Raw genomic sequence first — 20,139 nt, 5'->3', positions numbered from 1 at the left:
GGACATGCCGACGCCCCGGCACGCCATCGAGGGCGTGCCGGGGCGGGCGGGGGTTCGGTGGGTCAGTCGGTGGTCGGCCAGTTCTTTCCGGCCCAGACGCCACCGGTCCAGGAGCGGCCGGTCCAGCTACGCCCGGTCCAGCTACCGCCCGTCCAGCTTCGGCCGGTCCAGCTACGGCCGGTGAAGGCGGCCTGGTGAGCCGTCCAGTCGACGCCCGACCACGCCGTGCCCGTCCAGGTGGTGGAGGCCCAGGAGGTGCCGTCGAACTCCGTACCGGTCCAGGCGGTGCCGTTCCAGATGCCGCCGTTCCAGGAGGTGCCGTCCAGCGCCGCCTGGCTCCAGACCGTCGGGTTCCACGGCTGGCCCATGATGTCCTGCTCGCCGGTCAGGTCGACGCCGGTGATCGGGTCGGTGAGATGCGAGGTGCCGCGGGCCTGCTCGAGCGAGCCGGTGCCCAGGGACGCCTCGTGGTTCTGCTGGTACTGCGGGGTCGCCGCCTCGACGGCCGCCTTGACGTCGAGCTGACCGGCGCCGCTGCCGACCGTGTCGGCCGCCGGCATGGCCTGCGCGGTGCTGACCAGCAGCTCCTTGACCTGGTCCGGGGTCAGGTCCGGGCGCTGCTGCAGCAGCAGCGCGGCGGCGCCGGAGGTCACGGCCGCGGCCTGCGAGGTGCCGCTGCCGCGGAAGAAGCGCTGGGCCGAGTCGGTGGGCAGGAGACCCTCGGGGAACTCGGTGTCGATGAACGAGCCGGGGTCGCGCAGCGAGACCACCGACTTGCCCGGGGCGACCAGGTCGGGCGCGCGGCCCTCGCTGCCGCGGCTGCTGAAGTCGCCGACGACGTCGTCGGTGCGGGAGTCCGTGCCGTTGGGGTCGGCACCACCGACGGCGATCACGTTCGGGTTCATCGCCGGCATCGCCAGCCGGCTGGCGGACGCGCCGTCGTTGCCGGCGGCCACCACCACGACGATGCCCTTGCGCCAGGCCGCCTCGACCGCGTGCGACAGCGGGTCGAACCGCGGGTCCTGCAGCGAGTCCGTGCCGTACGACAGGTTGATCACCCGGATGTTCATGCCCGGGTCGTCGCGGTGCGCGACGACCCAGTCGATCGCCGCGATGACCTGGGAGACGTCGACCGCGCCGTCGGCGGCGGCGACCTTCATGTTGACGAGGTGGGCACCGGGAGCGACGCCGACGAAGTACCTCGAGTCCTTCTCGCTGCCGTCAAGCACCTCGGGGTCACGCCCGGCGATGATGCCGGCCATGTGCGTGCCGTGTCCGTAGGTGTCCAGGTATCGCAGATCGTCGGTCTGCGACTCCAGCGACAGGTCCGGACCGTTGATCACCTTGTCGTCGCCCGACAGGCCCTTGACCGGGCTGATGCCGCTGTCGATCAACGCGACACCGACTCCCTCACCGGTGATCTTGCGGCCCAACGCGTCGGTCTTGCTCCAGACGTCGTGGACGCCGGCCCACTTGTTGATGCTGTACAGCGAGTGCGAGTCCGCCTCGGCGAGCCACTCCTCGGTGAGGAAGTTGGACTTCACCGGCTGCGCAGGTGCGGCCGACGCCGCCGATGCCGGCACGGCACCCACGGCGACGGCGCCGAGCGCCCCCGACAGGATACCGACTAGCCAGCGACGTGGCCCACGACTGCTCACCATCTATGCTCCCGAAAAGTAACCGGATCGACAGGTGGACTGATCGGCCGCCAGCCCTCGCCACGCGAGGCCTCTTTCCGGTCGCGGTGGCCCCCGAACGGTCAGCCAAGCTCTCCGAACGGACACCCGGCATCGTTCTTTCCGGCAACCCTTCACAAAACGCGCAGACGGCCGACAAGGAGTACGAGGAAGTCACACGATGTGACGCATGGGAAGGAGCGTGGGGTGACGTCGAACGGTGCCGACGCGCCGCGCGGAGGGCTGTCCTGGCGTGACCCGGATGCCCGCGTGCTGGCGATCGCCACCGTCCTGGCCACGCTCGTCGCCACGGTGCAGGCGCTGTGGGCCCGCGACCAGGCGCTGTTCTCCCCGCGCGAGTCTCTGATCCTGCTGATCCTGGCCGCGCTGTTCGCCTGCGCGGAGCGGTTCGTCGTCGTCTTCCCGGTGCGCCGTGGCGCGCACACCATCAGCCTGAGCGAGATTCCGCTGGTCCTGGGCCTGATCTGGTGCGCGCCCGCGGCGATCGTCCTGGCCCGCATCCTCGGCGGCGTCGTCGGCCTGATCGCCTTCCGTCGCCAGCGCGGGGTCAAGCTGCTCTTCAACGTCACGCTGTACGCCACAGAGGCCACGGTGGCCACGGCCGTGTTCCGGCTCATCGCCGAGCCGGCGCAGGTGCTGCACCCGCGCGGCTGGCTGGCGGCGTACGCCGCCATGATGGTCGTGGACGTGGTGTCGATCGTGCTGGTCACCGCGGTCATCGCCCTGCATGACGACAGCCAGGAGTGGCGGCGCCTCGTCACCGCCGACATCAAGGAGCTCGTGCAACTCCCGATGGTGACCGTCACCACGACGCTCGCCCTGATCGCGGCCATCGTCATCCGCGACCAGTTGCTGGCCTCGATCCTGCTGGCGGTCCTGTCGTACGCGATCTACCAGGTCTTCCGCCGGTACGCCCAGCAGACCCAGGGTCACGCGCAGGTCGAGCAGCTCTACGACTTCACCCGCTCCCTCAACGGCTCCCGCGACCTGGACACGGTGATCGACACCGTGCTGAGCCGGGTCCGCGACGTGACCCGGGCGGACACCGCGGAACTGGTCGTGACGACCGGCGGCGGCGCGCCCCTGCGCTTCCGGCTCTCGGACCAGCACCGCCTCCCGACCAGGCAGCACAACGGATGCGATCCGTCGGCCTGGTGGTATCCGGCGCTGCGCGGCGAACCCGTGCTCCTGCCCCCGGGCGCGCCGGGCGAAAGACCTCCGGGCACGCCGGGCGGCAGAGACCGGCCGGCCGACGGCATGGCCGTCCCGGTGGCGATGGACCGTGGCACCGGCGTGCTCATGGTCTACGACAGCCTTGCCGACATCCCCACGTTCTCCGGCGAACACCTGCGGCTGTTGCAGGCGCTCGCGGCCCACGCCGCGGTGGCCCTGACCAACATCGGCCTGGTCGACCGGCTGCGCCACAGCAGCCTCCACGACGCGCTCACCGGCCTGCCCAACCGCCGCATGCTGCTCACCGACCTCAAGGACGCCATCGAGTCCGGCATCTCGTCCGGCACCGTGGGCGTCCTGCTGCTCGACATCGACCGCTTCAAGGAGATCAACGACGCGCTGGGCCACGACGTGGGCGACGACCTGCTGCGTCAGATCGCGCAGCGGTTGCAGTCCTCCTTCGCGGACCGGGGCACCGTCGCGCGCCTCGGCGGGGACGAGTTCGCGGTCATCGTCGATCGCTGCGACTCCCCGCAGGAGGCGCTCGACGCCGCCGAGGAACTGCGCCGCATCGTGGAGCAGCCGGTGCCCGTCGGCGACATGACCATCACCACCCAGGCCAGCGTCGGCGTCAGCTTCGCCCCGGACCACGGCATCGAACCGGACCGGCTGCTGCAGCGCGCGGACGTCGCCATGTACGCCGCCAAGCACGCGCGGACCGGGGTCCGGGCGTACCAGGCGCAGGACGACCTCAACACGCCGCGCCGGCTCACGCTCATGGCCGAACTGCGCTCGGCCATCGAGGCCGGGGCGCTGACCGTCGCCTACCAGCCCAAGATCGATCCGGAGGACGGCCGGGTTCTCGGCGCCGAGGCGCTCGCGCGGTGGCTGCGGCCGGACGGGCCGGTGCCGCCGGACGAGTTCATCCCGCTGGCCGAGCGGGCGGGGCTCATTCCGGCGCTGACCCGGTTCATCCTCGACACCGCGCTTGCCGCGTGCGCGGACTGGCGCAGCGGCGGGCGGGACCTCTCCGTCGCCGTCAACCTGTCACCGCAGATCCTCACCGAGCCCGGCCTCGCCGACGACGTGTCCGACGCGCTGCGCCGCTACGGGCTCCCGCCGACCGCGTTGACCCTCGAGATCACCGAGAACGGCGTCATGGAGGACCCGGCGCGCAGCGTGCGTACCCTCGAGCTGCTGCACGCCCTCGGGGTCAAGCTCTCCATCGACGACTTCGGCACCGGGCACTCGTCGCTGGGCCGCCTGGCCGAGCTGCCCATCCACGAGATGAAGATCGACAAGAGCTTCGTCCGCGGCCTCACCAGCGACCAGACCCGGCGTGCCGTGACGGACGCGGCGCTGCAACTCGGCCGTACGCTCGGGCTGATCGTGGTCGCCGAGGGCGTCGAGGACGAGAGCGAGCTCGAGTATCTGAGGCGGCACGGGTGCAGCGCCATCCAGGGCTACTACATCTCCCGCCCGCTTCCCACCGAGCAGTTCGCCGAGTGGCTGTCCGGCCGCCCCACAGCGCACCTGCCGGAGCTGGAAGTCCGGACCGCCGATGCGTAGTAAGATCCTGCACTGATCTTCATCAGTCCCATCGATAGAGCCGGCTCTCAGTCCTGAAGCCCAGATGCCGATCAAGAGGTAGTGACGCCAGCCCATACCGGCAGGCGCAGAAGCGGCCCCGGGCAGGTTGCCTTGAGTTCAGACGAGCGCTTCCCCACCGGAAGCGGTACGGGTGACGCATCCGCCACCCGCGTCGCCACTCGGCACGAAGCAAACGGACATTCGGCTCCATCGGGCACTTTCGTCGATCCGGCGCCGGAACCACCCGGGCGCGCGAGCGTCGCCATCCGTACGGCCACCGCGTCTGCCGGTCGCGCACGGTCACCGCTGCGCCGGGCCGTACCCATCTATCTCACCGCGACCTCGTGCCTGGCGGCGGTCTACCTGTTCGTCCCGGCGCTGTTCGTCGTCGCCTGGGCGTTGATCGTCCTGTCCTCCCTGACCGCCTTCGCCGTCGGCATCGCCCGCCACAATCCGCGGCGCCGTCAGCCCTGGCTGCTGCTCGGTGCCGGCTATATGACCCTCGCCGCCGGGACGGTCGTCGCACTGGTCGTGGTGCCGGGCCAGTTCCCCTCGCTGGCCGATCTCGTCTTCCTCGGCGGCTCGTTACCCCTGCTCCTGGGCGGCCTGATCGGGCTGACCAGATCGGGTGCGCGATTTCCGGATCGCGCCAGCATGCTCGACGCGGTCATCCTCACCATCGGCGCCGGCTTCCTCGCGTGGACGTTCCTGATCAACCCGTTCCTGCAGGACCCCACGCTCGGCGCGCTGGAGAAGGCGGTCTCGATCGCCTATCCCCTGAGCGACGTGCTCACCCTGGCCATCCTGGCCCGGCTGGGGCTGGCCGCGGCGCGCAACACCAGCCTGGCGTTCCTGCTGGCCTCGGGCGCGGGCCTGCTCACCGCCGACGTCCTGTACGGCCTGAGCCGCCTCGAAGGCATCTGGCAGTTGGGCGGCCCGATCGACCTCGGCTGGCTCGTCTTCTACATCGCCGGTGGCGCGGCCGCGCTGCATCCGTCGATGATCCGGCTGACCGAGCCGCACGTGCTGACCCGTACCCAGGTCTCCCTGCGTCGCGGCGTCCTGACCTTCGCCTCGCTGCTGGCACCGGCCGCGCTGCTCGTGCAGGCGCTGCGCGGCCCGGTCCTCGACGGCGTCCTCATCGCGGTGGTGTCGGCGGCGCTCATCCTGCTCTCCCTGGCGCGCATGTCCGCCGTCACGGACAACCTGCGGCAGGCCCTCGCCCGCGAGCGCGAGCTGCGCGAGGCCTGCGAGGCCCTGCTGGCCTCGACCAGTGCCGACGAGACCGATGCCGTCCTGCGGCGGGCGGTCGGCCGGATGCTTCCTCCGGGTACGGAGCACCGCGTCGTCCTGGAGCTGCACAGCGAACCCGAGGTGGTCGCCGCCGCGCTGGGCAATCTCACCGGCGGGCTGGAGCTGCGTTACGTGGTGACGCTCCCGCCCGAGGTCGCCGAGCCGCTGGCCCGTTTCGAGCTGGCCCTGCACTGCCGCCTGGCCGTCGGCGACGCGCGGGTCGGCGACCTGTTCGTCGGCGCGGACGAGCCGGCGCTGATCGGGCTGCAGGAGGCCGTGCCGGTGCTGGCCGGCCAGGCCGCCACCATGCTCGACCGGATCCGGCTCAACCGGGAGATCAGCCGCCGGGACAGCCAGGCCTACTTCCGCACGCTGGTGCTCAACGCCACCGAGGTCATCGCGATCGTCGGCGAGGACAACCGGATCACCTATGTGAGCCCCGCGGCCGAGCAGGTGATCGGGACGGCGGACCTGGTGGGGAGCGACCTCCTCGACCTCATCGACGAGGAGGATCGCGACGAGGTCCGCGACCTGCTCGACGCCACCCGCCGCGGGATGGCGGGCGAGGGACTCAACCAGTGGCAGGTACGCCGGACCGACGGCACGCTCGTCTGCACCGAGGCGGTCATCGGCGACATGCGCCGCGAGCCCGGGGTCAACGGGCTCGTCGTGACCCTGCGCGACGTCACCGAGCGCCAGCGCCTGGAGCAGGAGCTGATCGCCCGCGCGTATGTGGATCCGCTGACCGGCCTGGGCAACCGCCTGCGGTTCCAGGACGACGTCGCGGCGGCGGCCGGACGGCGCAGCGGGCTCTGCGGTGTCATGATCATCAACATCGACGGCTTCCGGGTCGTCAACGACACGATGGGCCACGAGGTCGGCGACGAGCTGCTGATCGCCGTCGGGAAGCGGCTCTCCTCGGTGCTCGCCGGCCGCGGCACACTGGCCCGGCTCGGCGCCGACGAGTTCGGCGCGGTCGTCGAGGACGCGTCCGACGTGGCCCACATCGAGCGGCTCGCCGAGCAGGTCGTGCACCTGTCCACCGAGACGTTCCACGTCGGCGGCAGCCTCGCCGCCGCGCATCTGCGGGCGGGTGTCGCCACCACCGCCGACGCGCGAACAGCGAAGGAGCTGCTCAGCCAGGCCGACGTCGCGCTGGACACGGTGCCGTCGAGCGGTGGCCGCCGCTGGCGGCGCTACGAGGCGTCGCTGCACGCCGAGGTGCTCGACCGGATGCAACTACGCACCGATCTGGACCGGGCCTTCGCCGAGGACGCCTTCGTCCTCAACTACCAGCCCATCGTCGAGCTGGGCGAGGCACGTACGGTCGGCTTCGAGGCGCTGCTGCGGTGGCCGCACCCGGAGCGCGGCATGGTGTCACCGGCCACGTTCATCCCGCTGGCCGAGGAGTCCGGGCTGATCGTGGAGCTGGGTGCCTGGGTACTGCGGACGGCGGTCGCCACCGCCGCGGAGTGGCACCGGAAGCACCCGCACGACACGCCGTACGTCAGCGTGAACGTCTCCGTGCGACAGTTCCGGTCACCGGATTTCGTGGATCAGGTGTTCGCCGAGCTGAGCCGGTCGGGGCTGCCCGCGCGCCTGCTCACCCTGGAGATCACCGAGAGCCTGCTGCTGGGCGAGCACGACCGGATCCACGCCGACATCGCCCGGCTGCGCGCGGCCGGGATCAAGATGTCGATCGACGACTTCGGTACGGGCTACTCGTCGCTGAGCTACCTGCACCGCGTCCCGGTCGACACGCTCAAGCTGGACAAGTCCTTCGTCGACACCATCACCGGCTCGGGTCAGCAGCTCGACCTGGTCCGGGGCATCATCCAGCTCGCCGCCACGCTCAACCTGGACGTCGTCGCCGAGGGCATCGAGACGCCGGAGGAGCACCACCTGCTCAAGGAGGCCGGCTGCCGCCTGGGCCAGGGCTTCCTCTTCAACCGGCCGATGACCGAGGCGGACGCCGCCCGGCTGATCAACGGCTTCCGATAAGGATCTAGCATTCGCCACATGGTGCCTGTTACCCCCGCCGCGACGTCGCCCGCCGCCGATGCCGCCTACCGCAGCGTCGCCGAGCTCACCGGGGCTGGTCTCTGGGATCAGGTGATCGACGAGGTGGACGGGCGCCGCATCCGCATCGGCGACCACTGGCACGTGGACTGGGCGTCCTGCAACTACCTCGGCCTGGACCTCGACCCCGAGATCATGGACGCCATCGACGTCCAGGTCCGGCGCTGGGGCACCCATCCGAGCTGGTCGCGGATGCTCGGCAGCCCGCGCCTCTACCCGATGATCGAGGAGCGGCTCACCGCCCTGCTCGGCGCCGAGGACACCCTGCTGCTGCCGACGATCAGCCAGATCCACCTGGCGGTCATCCCGGTCCTGGCCGGCAAGGGCCACATCCTGCTCGACGCCCGCGCCCACCGCACCATCTACGACGGCTGCGTCCACGCCCGGGGCCTCGGCGCCACCGTGCGCCGGTTCCGCTCCGAGGACGCCGACCACCTCGCCGAGCTGCTCCGCGAGGTGCCGGCCGGCACTCCCACGCTGGTCTGCATGGACGGCGTCAACAGCATGACGGGCAACACTCCGGATCTGGCCCGCTTCGCGGCCGTCTGCCGCGAGCACGACGCCATCCTCTACGTCGACGACGCCCACGGCTTCGGCATCATCGGCGACCGCGGTGCCGGCGATCCGACCCCGTACGGCCGCCGCGGCAACGCCGTCGTGCGCCACCACGGGCTCGGTTACGACAACATCGTCCTGGTCGGCGGGTTCTCCAAGGCGTACTCGTCGTTGCTCGCCTTCATCGCCTGCCCGACGCCGGTGAAGGAACACCTGAAGATCACCGCGCCGCCCTATCTGTACTCCGGCCCGGTACCGACCGCGGCCCTCGCGACCGTGTTGGCCGGCCTGGCGGTCAACGACGTCCGCGGCGACGACCTGCGCGACGACCTGCACCGCAAGACGCGCCGGGTGCTCGACCACCTCGACGCACTCGACGTGCAGACGCCGAACAACTCGGACTATCCGCTGATCCAGGTTCCGCTGACGAACGCGGACGACCTGCCCGAGGTCGCGCACACGCTGCTCGACCACGGCGCGTACGTGACGCTGGCGCCGTATCCGGGAGTGCCGAAGGATGAGGTGGGCTTCCGCATCCAGGTGACCGCGGCGCACACGGAGGAGCAGATCGACGAGCTGCTCAAGACGCTGACCGCCCTGGGCACGCCGCTCCTGCGCCGCCGCTGAGGGCGCAACGGCCGACGAAGGCGAACGAGGGCCGCCGGGCGAGCCGGCGGCCCTCGTCACGTAGCGCAAGACGTCAGCAACGCTTCCATGCGAAGTGGTACGTGGTCTCGATGCTGCCGTCGGTGGAGTCCATGGTCAGGAAGCTCGTGCCCGACGATGTTCCCCTGGCGACCCGCAGCTCGGTGTTGATGTTGAGGTTGCGCATCTCACCGCACGGGTGCCAGACCATCGCGGCCACCGCCACCTCGTCGCTGGCCATCCAGTTGTCGTCCAGCGGCGCGCTGATCGGGTGGTTCGAGTACGCGCTCTGGCTCATGCCCTGGAAGTAGTAGTTGGCCCGCTGCGAGGCGGTGGACCCGTGGAGCAGGGATCCGTATCCGCGGTAATCCACCTTGGCGATGGCGAACGTGAAGCCCTGCGGCACGTGCACCAGCACGTTGAGCTGGCAGTTCTTCCGGCCCTCCGTGCTGGGGACACCCGGACCGGCCTGGGCGAGGTACTCACTGTAGATGGCGGTGAAGGCCTTGTTGTCGGGCGACACCGCGACGTCGGCCGTGCCGGGACGGCAGCCCGAGCCGGCCATGGCGACCAGGTCGATGACGATGTGGTCGTTCGGCGGGTCGTCAAGAATGCTTCCGGCGTGGGCGGCCGGGCTCTGCAACAATGACGAGGCGAGTAATGCGAGTACCACACCCCCACGCACCAACAATTTACGCATTGGACTCCCTTCAAGCTGATACGACGAGGCACACGCGGGCCAATGCTAAGGTTCTGCATAGATCCGGGTCAATGAAATCTTGTATGGCTTCCGGTCGGTAAAATGCATTTCACCGGTCTTTCGCAGCAGGCTGCGAAAAGCAGCACTTCCCACCTTCGGGCTATAACGGACGCGAACGGCGCCGAGTAAGCCCGAATTATCCCCGTTATCCGGCACTCCGCGACCGTGAACCCTGCGTTGAGCTGCGGCTACTCGCCGCGCTTCGCGCCAAGCCTGATTGATCTGAGTCGATGCTTGTGTGTCCGGCGTCACGTGGCTAACATTCCCTCGCGGGACAACCAGGAGAGTCCCAGCGCATTAGTCAGTCAATTAACGGAATGTCGTTGAGGCACCGGCGCCTGCCGACCGTCCGGCGATGACGCACGCGCGCTACAAAAGTCGATATTGAGTACGCAATCCGAGAGGAATGCAATGAAGGAAAGACTCGTCGGCGGGAGGCGTGCGGTTCTCGCCGTACTCGGCACGGTTCTCGCGCTGTCCTTATCCGCCCCCGCCCAAGCCGCGGACACGGCCGTCCAGGGCGTGCCGGAGGGCAACGTCACCGTCGAGGTGATTGCGGCCAACGGCTCCGGCTGCGCACCCGGCACGGCCGCGGTGTACGGCAACCACGACAAGACCGGTTTCCGGGTCAGGTACTACGACTTCGAGGCCGCGGCCGGCGGCGACGCCTCCGCGACCGACCGCCGCAAGAACTGCCAGGTCGGCGTGCTCGTGACCGTCCCTGCGGGCTGGACGTTCGCGATCGCCCAGGCGGAGTACCGGGGCAAGCTGAAGCTCAACTCCGGCGCCACCGGCCTGCAGAAGACGAACTACTACTGGCAGGGGTCCTCGGCCAACAACCGCACCGAGGAATCCTTCTACGGACCGCTGAGCGGCTACTGGGACACCCAGGACGTGGCGGGCGCACTGGTCTACCTCCCGTGCCAGGACCAGAAGGTTCTCAACATCAACACTGAGCTCCGGGTCGACGCCGGCTCGTCCTCCGGCAAGAGCACCATGTCGATGAGGTCCAGCGAGGGCGACGTCGACACCTTGTTCAACTTCAGCTGGATCCGTTGCTGATACGCCCCCGCCCACATCAGGAAGGGCTCTCCGGAGCCCTTCCTGCCGTGTCCGGCACCAGCTCGCGCACCCAGTGGGCGCAGCGCAGCGGGCGGCCCTCGTAGTCCAGGTCGCATTCCTCGCCGCGGGTGAAGCCGAGCTTGTCCAGGATCGCGTTGGACGGCTTGTTCGACACGGCCGGGAACGCATGCAACATCCGGACGCCACGGTCGAGGACGTACGGCAGCAGCAGCGCGAACGCCCGCCCGGCGACGCCGCGCGCCTGATGATCCGGGAGCAGCATGGCCCCGAGCTCATGGACCTGCTCGCCGGCGAACTCCGCACGCCAGACGGCGATGATCCCGGCCGGCTCCTCGGGGTCACCGATCAGGATCGTGAAGAACAGGTCGCCGTCGGCCACCGCGGCGATCCGCCGCCGGTGCACCCGGTCCGCATGCGCGCCGTCGCCGGCACCGCCGAGGTGCCCGACGACCCGGGGGTCGGATTCCAGCCGCTGCGTGAGACGGAGGTCCTCTTCGGCGTACGGGCGCAATCGCATGAACACCTGCATATCAGGGCCCCGCATCCCCCATCCCGACTGACACGGGCCGGTGGACACGGAAGACTGGCACGGTGGATGAGGAGATCCGGGCCCGGCGGGCCGCCTGCACCGACACGTTCCTCGGCAACGGCCTGATCCGGCCCCGCGAGCTGCTCGCGTCGATCGATCCCGAGACCGACCCCGACACGTACGGCGAGGGCGGCGTCGTCACCGAGCTCGAGCGGCACGTCGCGGCGCTGCTCGGCAAGCCTGCGGCCGTGTTCCTGCCCAGCGGCACCATGGCACAGGCGGCCACCCTGCGGGTGCACGCCGACCGGCGACTCTCGCGAACCGTCGTCTGGCATCCGTACTGCCACCTCGACCAGCACGAGGGCCAGGCCCATCAGCGGTTGCACCAGCTCATCGGTCGCCGCACCGGCGATCCGGAGCATCTGATCGCGCTCGGCGACCTGGAGGAGGTGGCCGAGCCGGTGGCCGCCCTGCTCCTGGAGCTGCCCCAGCGGGACCTCGGCGGCGCGCTGCCGGCCTGGGACGACCTCGTGGGCCAGACCCAGTGGGCGCGCGAGCGGGGCGCGGCGGTCCACCTCGACGGCGCCCGGCTCTGGGAGGCGAGCGCCGGGTACGAGCGCTCCCCCGCCGAGATCGCCGCCCTCTTCGACACCGTCTACGTGTCGTTCTACAAGGGCATCGGAGCGCTGCCGGGATGCTGCGTCGCCGGCTCGGCGGCCGACGTCGCCGCGGTCCGGGAGTGGCGCGCCCGGCTGGGCGGCACGCTGTTCGCCCTGTGGCCGGCCGCCGCGTCGGCGTTGCGGCTGCTGGACGAGGGGCTCGCCGAGATGCCGGCCCGGATGCGGCACGCCCGGGCGATCTGGGACGCGCTCGCCGGCGTACCCGAGGTGCGGGTCGTGCCGGACCCGCCGCACACGCCGATGATGCACCTGCTGTTCGCGGCGTCCGCCGAGACGTTCCGGGAGAACGCGCGGCGGCTTGCCGAGGAGACCGGGCTGTGGGTGTGGCCCAGCGGCTTCGCCACCGGCGATCCCGACGTGGTGCGGGCCGAGCTGTCGGTCGGGCGGGCCACCCTGCGGCACAAGCCCGAGGCGATCGCGGAGATCCTCAGCGGGCTGTGCATGTGAGCTCCGGCTAGGAGAATCCACCCTGGCTGTACTCCGGCTAGGAGAACCCGCCCTGGCGCAGTACGGCGCACAGTGCCTCCGCCGAGCGGGTGGCGGCGACGGTCTGCCGGTGGGCCTTGTCCTCGGCCTTGTTCTCGGCGAAGTCGCAGACCCCCTTGACCACGATCCAGTCCACCCGCTCGCGGTCGCAGACGGATTGGATGCCGACGCCTTCCATTTCGCCGCCGACCGCGTCCGGGAACATCTCGATCAACTCGCGCTTGAAGGCCGGGTCGTCGATGAGCTTCTCGCCGGACAGCAGCGGGCCTTCGACGATGGTCACGCCGGTCCCGTCGTAGTCGGTCACCAGGAAGCGGTTCATCAGGCGCGGGCTCGCCTCCGCCTTGGCGCCCCGGGCGATGATCACGCGCTCGCCGGCCGGGCCCGTGCCGACCCGCTGCCGCTCGAAGTCGATCACCTGCGTGCTGAGCAGTACCGTGCTCAGCGGCGTCGCCTCGGGGTCCGCGCCCCAGGCGACGCCGAGCGCCACGACCGACTCCGGCCGGAGCTCCCGCACCGCCTCGCCGACCTGGACGTATGCGCCGCGGACCCCGCTTCCACCCATGCCACACCGCAGGTGCGCGACGGAGGGGTGGTTCTCCGCGGCGTACCCCCAATAGCTGTTGATCTTCGCGTAGTAGGGCGCCGGCGGCCCGTAGACCTCGCTCAGCGCCTTCTTCACGACCTCGGTCTCCGTGGCGTTGACCGTGATGACGAGCAGGTCGCAGCGCCGGTCGCTCACCCGATCTCCCTCGTGCCGCGTCGGACCGCTCTCGGTGGTCGCCTGGAACTTCGTGGTGAGCAGGCCGGCGTCGGCGCGCAGGCCCGCCAGCGTGTCCGCGAACCCGATCTGCCGGCGGTGGAACTCGATGGCGCTCGCGACGGTCGCCCGGCTCAGCTCGTCCCGGGACGCCGCCGCGAGCCGCTCGCTGATGTATTCGAGCACCCGCAGCATGGCGCGCGAATCCGAGCTGCGGTTGCTTTTGATGGCCCCGGAGATGACCTCCTCGCATTCCTTGCCGGCGGACAGCACGATGTCGAGCAGGCGCGCGAGCATCGCCGGGTCCTTCGTCCGTGACTCCGCGCAGGACCGCACGATCTCGGTGGCGGCGATCCTCAGGATCGCCGCACCCGGCTTGCGGCCCGCCGCGACGGCCTGCTCGGCGTCGGAGAGCACCGCGGTGAGGAACCGCTCGGAGGCTCGTCCATTGCGGACCAGCGCCGACGTCGCGGAGGTCCGGTTCATGAACTCCGGATCGGACCGTGCCACCGATTCGAGCCAGCCGATCAACTCGAGGTTGCAGTGCCGTCCGACGCAGTAGATGATCGCGCCGCGGAGCTTCTGCGCCTCCGTGTCACCATTCTGGATCGCCGCGTTCAGGTCGTCGGCCGTCGCCGCGAGCCACATCGGCGTCTCCGAGGTGAGCGCGCCGTACGCCATGACGGCCACCGCGCGCGCCCACGGAAACTCCGCGGAGTCGCGGATGACCCGCTCGAGCAGCGGCAGATCGCGGGGCCCGCCGACGCGGCCCAGCGAACTGATCGCCGAGGAGCGCACCGCGGAATTCGGATCGCGCCGCGCGACCTCGTTGAGACGGGCGGCGATGCGGCGGTCCGGCAACCGGCCCAGCGCGGCGGCCGCGGCACCGCGGACGAACGGGTTCTCGTCGTCCAGGGCGCCCGTCAGCGGATCCACGCCGCGCGGATCGCCGATCTTGCCGAGGGCGGTCGACGCCACCGCGCGGGTCTGCGCCTCCGGGTGGGACAGTGCCTCGATGAGATGCGGGGTGGCGCTCGCGTCCCCGATCTCGCCGAGCGCCTTCAGCGCCTCGCCCCGGACCGCGCCGACGTGGTCGGCCAGCCGGCGGGCCAGCGCCGGGATCGCGGCCGGGTCCCGGATCTCGCCGAGCGCGCGGCACGCGTCCATCCGTACGTTCAGCGAGGTCTCCGTCAGCGCCATGACCAGGCCGGGCACCGCCTCGGCGTTGCGGAGCCGGCCCAGGGCCGAGGCGATCGCGGCGAGCGCGTCGTAGTCGTGCTCCACCTCCAGCGCCCGGATCAGAGGGGCCACCGTACGGGAGTCGGCCAGCGCACCGAGCGCGCGCGCCGCACCGGCCCGGACCGGACCCGCCGGATCGGACAGCGCCCCGGCGAGCACGCCGACCGCCTGCCGGGCGCGCAGCCGGCCCAGCGTGGCCGCACAGGCGAGCCGAACCACCGCTGACTCGTCCTTGACCAGCGCCTCCATGACCTGGTCAATGGCGTCGCGGTGCCCGACGGAGGCGAGCGCGGCGGCCGCGGCGGCGCGGGTCTGCTCCGCGGGATTCGACGCGAGCGTCGCCACCAGCACGGGCAGCTCGCCGAGCCCGCCGAGGCGCATGATGCCCTGCACGATCCTCGCCGCGAGATCGCCGTCCGCCGCGGGAAGCCGCGCCTTGAGAATCTCGAGGCCGGCCAGGCGCTCCGTGCCGGTCGCGCCGAGCTCCTGAGCGAGGGCCAGCGCCTCCCGGCGTTCGAGGGCGTTGCTGGCGAACCGCTCGTCCCGCGTCCGTCGTTGGGCCTGGCGCAGCTTGCGGACGTCGAGGGTGCGCTGCGACATCTGCTCCACGATCTCGGCGTGCAGCGGGCCGGAGAACTTGTCGAGCACACCCAGCCGGATCCCCTCGGCGATGGTCCACTCGGGAAGCTGGTTGAGCGCCTGGATCAGCGACTGCTGCTGCCAGCGCCGGCCCCGCAACGCCGAACCGAGGGCGCCGCCGATCGCGCGCCACAGCAGCACGAGCGTCTCGGTCGTGAGCACGCCCCGGTTGGCGAAGACCACGTCGACGAGGCAGGAACGGTCGAACTCGTACTCCTCGTCCGTGATCCGCTGCAGCACCCGGCGCGCGCTCTCGTCCGGGTCGGCCGTGAGACCCACCCAGTCGCCGAGGCAGTGCACCAGCTCCTCGGAGGCCATCAGCGCGGACGGCAGCTCCTCGTTCCGGTAGGCCAGCGCGATGCCGAAGTCGACGAAGGAGGGATGGGCGAAGCGGAACCGGTCCATGGAATCCTCGACCCGGACCACCATCTGGGTGTCCAGGAAGGCGTCGACGATCGCGGCAGACTGTGGCTCGCCGGGACGGCTCTGCGCCAGCAGCCGCTCCACGTCCCGCCGGGAGAAGTGCCCTTCGCTTCCGGGGTTCCCGAAGGCACACGACGCCGCCGCGACCATGACCGACTCGAGCTGCAGGCCGCCGCGCTCGATCTCCAGCTCGCCGGCGGAGAGCCGCCGGTGCCGCCGCGCCCGCTGGACGGTCTGGAGCAGCAGTCTGCCGCGGGACGGTGGCGTGCCACCCGCCGTGGGTGGCGTGCCACCCGCCGCGCCCTGGCCGCCTTGGCGGTGACCGTCGCGACGGAAACGGTCCGAGCTGCCGTTCGACTGCGGACCGAGGAGGTTGGCCAGCAGGGAAAGCAGAAGCGGATTCGAGTAAAGATCCTCGAAGTCGTCCTGGCTGCGCAGGCGCAACAGGTCGCCGGCGTCCAGCCCCACGGCGGCGAGATACCGGGTGACCTCGGCATCCGTCAGCGGCGCCAGGTCGAGGAGGTTCACCGGCCGGGTCAGCGACTCCTGCGGCTCGTCCGTGAAGTGCCGCATCGTGGCGAGCACCGGAAAGGGGTGGCCGCCCTCGACGATGGACTTCACGAACCGCCAGGCGGGTGTGTCACCCCACTGCCGGGCGATCTCGTTCAGGCCGTCGATGATCACGACGCACCGCTTGTGCTTGATCCGCGACTTCCACAGCGGCGCCGGTATCTCGTCCGGGCGCAGCGCCAGCAGCACGTCGCGTAGCTCGGCGCAAGCGTCCACGGTGGGCCAGACCCGGGCGTCCAGCACGACCGGCACGGTGTCACGATCGAGTAGATCGGCCGCCACCGCCGCGGCGATGGACGTCTTGCCGCTGCCCGGACCGCCGGTGATGATCCAGGTCTTCGGCCGGTGCTGGGTGAGCTCCTCGACCAGGGCATCGATGTCGGCCGGCAGAGTGTGAGAGCCGTCGTCGTCGCCGCTGTGCAAGAAGTGCGGCCGGCAATAGTTGCGGGGCACGCCTTTGTGGAGCTGGCGGCGGAATTCGGTGTCTCCCCAGACGTCGGCCGTCGCGCCCGGTCCGTTGTCGTCCGCGGTTAGGTCGGCAAGGACGGGCATCCCGCCATGGTATCCGCCACACGCCGGGCCGCCCGGTCGCGAAGAACGCCGCAGGCGCTGCCCCGGTAGGGGTCAGAGGAGGGCGGCGAGGGCGAGGAAGAAGGTCGAGATACCCGCGGCGAGCCACCCGATCCGGATCACCGCGGGATCGGTCAGGATGGCCACCACCTGACCGGATCCGGCCGACGCCGCACCCCCGGCCGCAGCGGCCCCGGCCAGCGGAGGCGCCGCAGCCGCCCCGGCCAGCGGAGGCGCCGCAGCCGCCCCGGCCAGCGGAGACGCCACAGCCGGCGGGGTCGAGGCGGAGGGAGGGGACGGCCGGGCGGACGACAGGTCCGCGATGGCCTCGGCGAGCACGTCACGGGGCCCGGCCACCCACCGGGCGGGACCGGCGACGGCGAGCAGCGTCCGGTCGAGATCGTCGGTGACGTCCATGACGCCCACGTTGTTCCTCATCGGCTCTCTCCTCGTCTCCGCGGCGACCATCCCCGCGATGAGACGACTATCCCGTCCGGCCGGCCCCGGCCGCATCGCCGCGGAGCGGGGTTTGCCCGCCCCCGCGATCGGACGAAAGTCGTACCGAAACCGTGGCCGACCTGCCTCGGAGGTAGACCTGTGCGCCCGCGCCCAGCCCCCGGGGCCGCTCGGACCCCAGCCCGCACCCGGATCCAGGCCCGCACCGGGCCCCTCTCGGGTCCCGGCCCGCTCCCGGCCGCGGGCAGCCGGCTCCGCGGGCGCCTGCTCGATCGAGCGGGCGCGACCCCGGGTCAGGCCGGGGATGCCGCGGCGAAGTCCATCTCCGCGGTGTCCACCGTGCCCGCCGTCCGGCCGGGGGCCTTGTGGTACTTCCAGTAGAGGTTGGTGTGGGCGATGACCTTGTCCGGCGTCGGGGCGCCGTACTCGGAGAGGTCCTCGGTCGTGTGGGCGTCGGCGACCAGCGTCACGTCGTAGCCGCGGGTGAGCGCGCCGTGCAGCGTCGACCGGATGCACTCGTCGGTCTGGGCGCCCGCCACGATCAGGCGGCCGATGCCGCGGTCGGCGAGCACCGACTCCAGGTCGGTCTCCTCGAAAGAGTCACCGTAGGTCTTGTGCACGACCGGCTCGGGATCACGGCGCACCAGCTCCGGCACATATTGCCAGTTGTCGCTGTCGCGGGGGAGTTGGTCGCTGTTGTGCTGGACCCAGACGATCTCGGTGCCGGCGGCACGGGCCTTCTCCACGAGGGCGGCGATGTTGGCGACGACCTTGTCGCGGTCGTGGGCCTGGCCGACGACGCCCTTCTGCACGTCGATGACGACGAGGGCGGTGTTCGGACGGTCGGGAAGCGTGGTCATGGGGCCTCCATGCGCTGGTCGATCGCTATCCCCGCGAGACTATGCCGGGGGTACGACAACTCCGACGCGATTCGCGCGGTACTCGGCGTGGTCCGGCGACGCCGCCCGAGGAGGAATGAGCGGTGATCGCGCGGGCATCGCAGCCGTGATCGCCCGGGCACTACAGGCGTGATCGCCCGGGCAGCGCAGGCGTGATCCTGCTGACAGCGGCCGCAGTGGGGGGTGCGATCGGATCGCGCGGAACCCCGCACCCCGATACGGTCGCGGCATGCGTTCCGGAGGGCTCTATGACCAGCTCGTGGGTGAGGCCGCCGCCGTGCCCGTCACGGGCTGGGAGTTCGCCTGGCTCGACGGGCGCGCGGTCGGCTCCGACCCGTCGTGGTCGTACCCGGCGCTGGCCCGGCCGCCGGTGCGCCGGGCCGGCAGCATGCTGGACCTCGACACGGGCGGTGGGGAGCTGCTCGCGGAGCTGGCGCCGTTGCCGGCGCACACCGTCGCGGTGGAGAGCTGGACGCCGAACGTTCCCGTGGCTCGCGACCGGCTCGCGCCGTTCGGCGTCTCGGTGGTCACCGAGCTGCCCGGCGGCGAGGAGGAGTTCGACGTCGTGCTGAGCCGGCACGGGCGGCTGCCGGCCGAGGACATCGCCCGGCTGCTGAGGCCGGGTGGCACTGTGCTGACGCAGCAGGTGGGCAGCGACGACCTGGCGGATCTGAACGCGGAGCTGGGCGCGCCCCCGCCGTACCTGCAGACGTGGACGGCGGCGACGGCGGTCGCGGCCCTCGAGGGGGCTGGGCTCGAGGTGACCGACGTCCGCGAGGAGCGCCCGCCGCTGACCTTCCACGACGTCGGCGCGATCGTGTGGCACTTGCGCGTGGTGCCGTGGCAGGTGCGCGACTTCAGCCCGGAGCGGTACGACCGGGCGCTGCGCCGGATCGACGCGAGGATCCGTGCGGACGGGCACTACACGGTGACCGCCCACCGCTTCTTCGTCCAGGCCTCGCGTTCCTGATCTCCGCGGTGCGGCTCAGGCGCTGTCGGCGAGGATCCGTCGGTCCGCCTCCGCCGCGGGCCGTCGCCGGCGTCGTCGGGATCGCGCCGCAGGGTGGCGTTCAGGTACAGCAACACCGCCAGGGCCGCGAAGGGAAGGGTCAGTACGTCAGGTCCTGCTGGCACGGGGCTCAGCCTTTCGTGGAACGTCCGGTCCGCCGGGTCAGAGGTTCTTCTCGCGGGCCCGGTGGAAGTGCTCGATCAGCTCGTATCCGTCGATCTCGGCGTCCTCGTCGATGTCGACGAAGCAGATCCAGGCGCCGCGGGCCATGGCGAAGCCGAGGTGCAGGGCCGCGCCCTTGTCCTCGATCGAGCCCGAGGTGACGACGCGGGTGTGGGGCATACGGTCCAGCTCCGGGGAGGATCCGGCGCCGGGACGGGCGGACAGGGCGATCATCTCGAAGGCGATTCCCTGGGAGTTGAGGGCGTCGCTGATCCGCTTCAGGGCTTCCTGGAGCCGGGGGCCCGTGCGGTGGAAGGGAACGACGACGCTGAGCTCGACGGCGGCCACGCGGTACGGCCACGGCATCGGGGAGAGGTCACGGGCGGGTCCGGCGACGACCACGGGCGGAACGGCGAGGAGGTTCGAGTAGGTCATGCCCCATAGTTCGGCCGGCAACCTCAATGCAACCTCAGCCGTCGCTCAACACCCGCGCAAAGCCTGGAAAGGGCTCGGACATGGACAACGAGCCGAAGGGCCGGCACGTCGTCGAGAAAGAGGCTAAATATTTTTGCTTCTTTCGCCGATCACGCCGGCCAAGGCTCGGGCGAAGACTGGTGCGGTGAGCGAACACGAACCCCGGTGGTACGACGAGATCCCGTCCCGCGGAATGTGGCGTATCCGCCGGCGGGACAAGCTCGAGTTTGCCATCGCCGCCCTGCTCCTGACCGGACTGCTGGGCCTGCTCGTCTTCGGCGTGTCGCGCGAGTCGCCGCAGCCGCCCCGGCCGAACCCTGCCTCGTCCTCCGGCGTCACCCTGCCGGTAGATTCGCCGGCGAGCTGAG

General features: G+C 71.0%; 14 protein-coding genes. 7 read left to right on the top strand and 7 right to left on the bottom strand.

Annotated features, from left to right (window positions below; all coding sequences use genetic code 11):
- Window positions 1–62 precede the first annotated feature (62 nt).
- The gene (locus tag EDD30_RS24730; protein ID WP_084556448.1) at window positions 63–1,661 is read right to left on the bottom strand and encodes a S8 family serine peptidase; all 1,599 of its coding nucleotides are present in this window, start codon (window positions 1,659–1,661) and stop codon (window positions 63–65) included.
- A gap of 222 nt (window positions 1,662–1,883) precedes the next feature.
- Here EDD30_RS24730 and EDD30_RS24725 point away from each other — a divergent pair, with 222 nt between their 5' ends.
- From EDD30_RS24725 to EDD30_RS24715, 3 genes are all read left to right on the top strand, one after another.
- On the top strand, window positions 1,884–4,439 hold the full coding sequence (locus EDD30_RS24725; protein ID WP_071806009.1) for a putative bifunctional diguanylate cyclase/phosphodiesterase: 2,556 nt from the start codon (window positions 1,884–1,886) through the stop codon (window positions 4,437–4,439).
- Between the two features lie 132 nt (window positions 4,440–4,571).
- On the top strand, window positions 4,572–7,754 hold the full coding sequence (locus EDD30_RS24720) for a putative bifunctional diguanylate cyclase/phosphodiesterase (protein WP_084556447.1): 3,183 nt from the start codon (window positions 4,572–4,574) through the stop codon (window positions 7,752–7,754).
- Between the two features lie 18 nt (window positions 7,755–7,772).
- Complete coding sequence (locus tag EDD30_RS24715) at window positions 7,773–9,014, top strand: aminotransferase class I/II-fold pyridoxal phosphate-dependent enzyme (RefSeq protein ID WP_084556446.1); 1,242 nt, start codon at window positions 7,773–7,775, stop codon at window positions 9,012–9,014.
- 73 nt (window positions 9,015–9,087) lie between these two features.
- Here the strand turns inward: EDD30_RS24715 and EDD30_RS24710 are convergent, their stop codons facing one another.
- A complete protein-coding gene (locus EDD30_RS24710) occupies window positions 9,088–9,732 on the bottom strand; it encodes a DUF4360 domain-containing protein (RefSeq protein WP_071806008.1) in 645 nt (214 codons plus the stop codon).
- 471 nt (window positions 9,733–10,203) lie between these two features.
- On the opposite strand from EDD30_RS24710, the gene EDD30_RS24705 reads away from it, so the two are divergent.
- Window positions 10,204–10,854 (top strand): DUF4360 domain-containing protein, encoded by a 651-nt coding sequence (locus EDD30_RS24705; RefSeq protein WP_071806007.1) that lies wholly within the window; start codon window positions 10,204–10,206, stop codon window positions 10,852–10,854.
- 16 nt (window positions 10,855–10,870) lie between these two features.
- Here EDD30_RS24705 and EDD30_RS24700 read toward each other — a convergent pair whose 3' ends face one another.
- Window positions 10,871–11,392, bottom strand: a complete 522-nt coding sequence (locus tag EDD30_RS24700; RefSeq protein WP_170047294.1) for a GNAT family N-acetyltransferase — start codon at window positions 11,390–11,392, stop codon at window positions 10,871–10,873.
- Between the two features lie 74 nt (window positions 11,393–11,466).
- Here EDD30_RS24700 and EDD30_RS24695 point away from each other — a divergent pair, with 74 nt between their 5' ends.
- A complete protein-coding gene (locus tag EDD30_RS24695) occupies window positions 11,467–12,531 on the top strand; it encodes a threonine aldolase family protein (protein WP_071806005.1) in 1,065 nt (354 codons plus the stop codon).
- 37 nt (window positions 12,532–12,568) lie between these two features.
- On the opposite strand, the gene EDD30_RS24690 is transcribed toward EDD30_RS24695, so the two are convergent.
- The 3 genes from EDD30_RS24690 to EDD30_RS24680 form a co-directional block, all read right to left on the bottom strand.
- Window positions 12,569–16,753, bottom strand: a complete 4,185-nt coding sequence (locus EDD30_RS24690; protein ID WP_123678497.1) for a HEAT repeat domain-containing protein — start codon at window positions 16,751–16,753, stop codon at window positions 12,569–12,571.
- 72 nt (window positions 16,754–16,825) lie between these two features.
- The gene (locus EDD30_RS24685) at window positions 16,826–17,209 is read right to left on the bottom strand and encodes a hypothetical protein (protein ID WP_071807186.1); all 384 of its coding nucleotides are present in this window, start codon (window positions 17,207–17,209) and stop codon (window positions 16,826–16,828) included.
- 311 nt (window positions 17,210–17,520) lie between these two features.
- Entirely contained in the window at window positions 17,521–18,087 is a 567-nt protein-coding gene (locus EDD30_RS24680; RefSeq protein ID WP_071807187.1) for a cysteine hydrolase family protein, read from the bottom strand.
- Window positions 18,088–18,355: 268 nt separating this feature from the next.
- Between EDD30_RS24680 and EDD30_RS24675 the strand changes: the two genes are divergently transcribed.
- Window positions 18,356–19,096, top strand: a complete 741-nt coding sequence (locus EDD30_RS24675; protein ID WP_071807188.1) for a class I SAM-dependent methyltransferase — start codon at window positions 18,356–18,358, stop codon at window positions 19,094–19,096.
- Between the two features lie 201 nt (window positions 19,097–19,297).
- On the opposite strand, the gene EDD30_RS24670 is transcribed toward EDD30_RS24675, so the two are convergent.
- A complete protein-coding gene (locus EDD30_RS24670) occupies window positions 19,298–19,732 on the bottom strand; it encodes a glycosyltransferase (RefSeq protein WP_071807189.1) in 435 nt (144 codons plus the stop codon).
- 184 nt (window positions 19,733–19,916) lie between these two features.
- Between EDD30_RS24670 and EDD30_RS24665 the strand changes: the two genes are divergently transcribed.
- On the top strand, window positions 19,917–20,138 hold the full coding sequence (locus EDD30_RS24665) for a hypothetical protein (protein ID WP_071807190.1): 222 nt from the start codon (window positions 19,917–19,919) through the stop codon (window positions 20,136–20,138).
- Window position 20,139 lies beyond the last annotated feature (1 nt).

The sequence above is a fragment of the Couchioplanes caeruleus genome (assembly GCF_003751945.1).
GTDB classification, from domain to species: Bacteria; Actinomycetota; Actinomycetes; order Mycobacteriales; family Micromonosporaceae; genus Actinoplanes; species Actinoplanes caeruleus.
This window is presented reverse-complemented; position numbering and strand designations above follow the sequence as displayed.

Bases quoted from the DNA above. Each gene is read 5' to 3' on its own strand.
- EDD30_RS24675 (WP_071807188.1), top strand. From the start codon at position 18,356: ATGCGTTCCGGAGGGCTCTATGACCAGCTCGTGGGTGAGGCCGCCGCC.
- EDD30_RS24705 (WP_071806007.1), top strand. From the start codon at position 10,204: ATGAAGGAAAGACTCGTCGGCGGGAGGCGTGCGGTTCTCGCCGTACTC.
- EDD30_RS24670 (WP_071807189.1), bottom strand. From the start codon at position 19,732: ATGACCTACTCGAACCTCCTCGCCGTTCCGCCCGTGGTCGTCGCCGGA.
- EDD30_RS24680 (WP_071807187.1), bottom strand. From the start codon at position 18,087: ATGACCACGCTTCCCGACCGTCCGAACACCGCCCTCGTCGTCATCGAC.
- EDD30_RS24690 (WP_123678497.1), bottom strand. From the start codon at position 16,753: ATGCCCGTCCTTGCCGACCTAACCGCGGACGACAACGGACCGGGCGCG.
- EDD30_RS24685 (WP_071807186.1), bottom strand. From the start codon at position 17,209: ATGAGGAACAACGTGGGCGTCATGGACGTCACCGACGATCTCGACCGG.
- EDD30_RS24700 (WP_170047294.1), bottom strand. From the start codon at position 11,392: ATGCGATTGCGCCCGTACGCCGAAGAGGACCTCCGTCTCACGCAGCGG.
- EDD30_RS24710 (WP_071806008.1), bottom strand. From the start codon at position 9,732: ATGCGTAAATTGTTGGTGCGTGGGGGTGTGGTACTCGCATTACTCGCC.
- EDD30_RS24730 (WP_084556448.1), bottom strand. From the start codon at position 1,661: ATGGTGAGCAGTCGTGGGCCACGTCGCTGGCTAGTCGGTATCCTGTCG.
- EDD30_RS24715 (WP_084556446.1), top strand. From the start codon at position 7,773: ATGGTGCCTGTTACCCCCGCCGCGACGTCGCCCGCCGCCGATGCCGCC.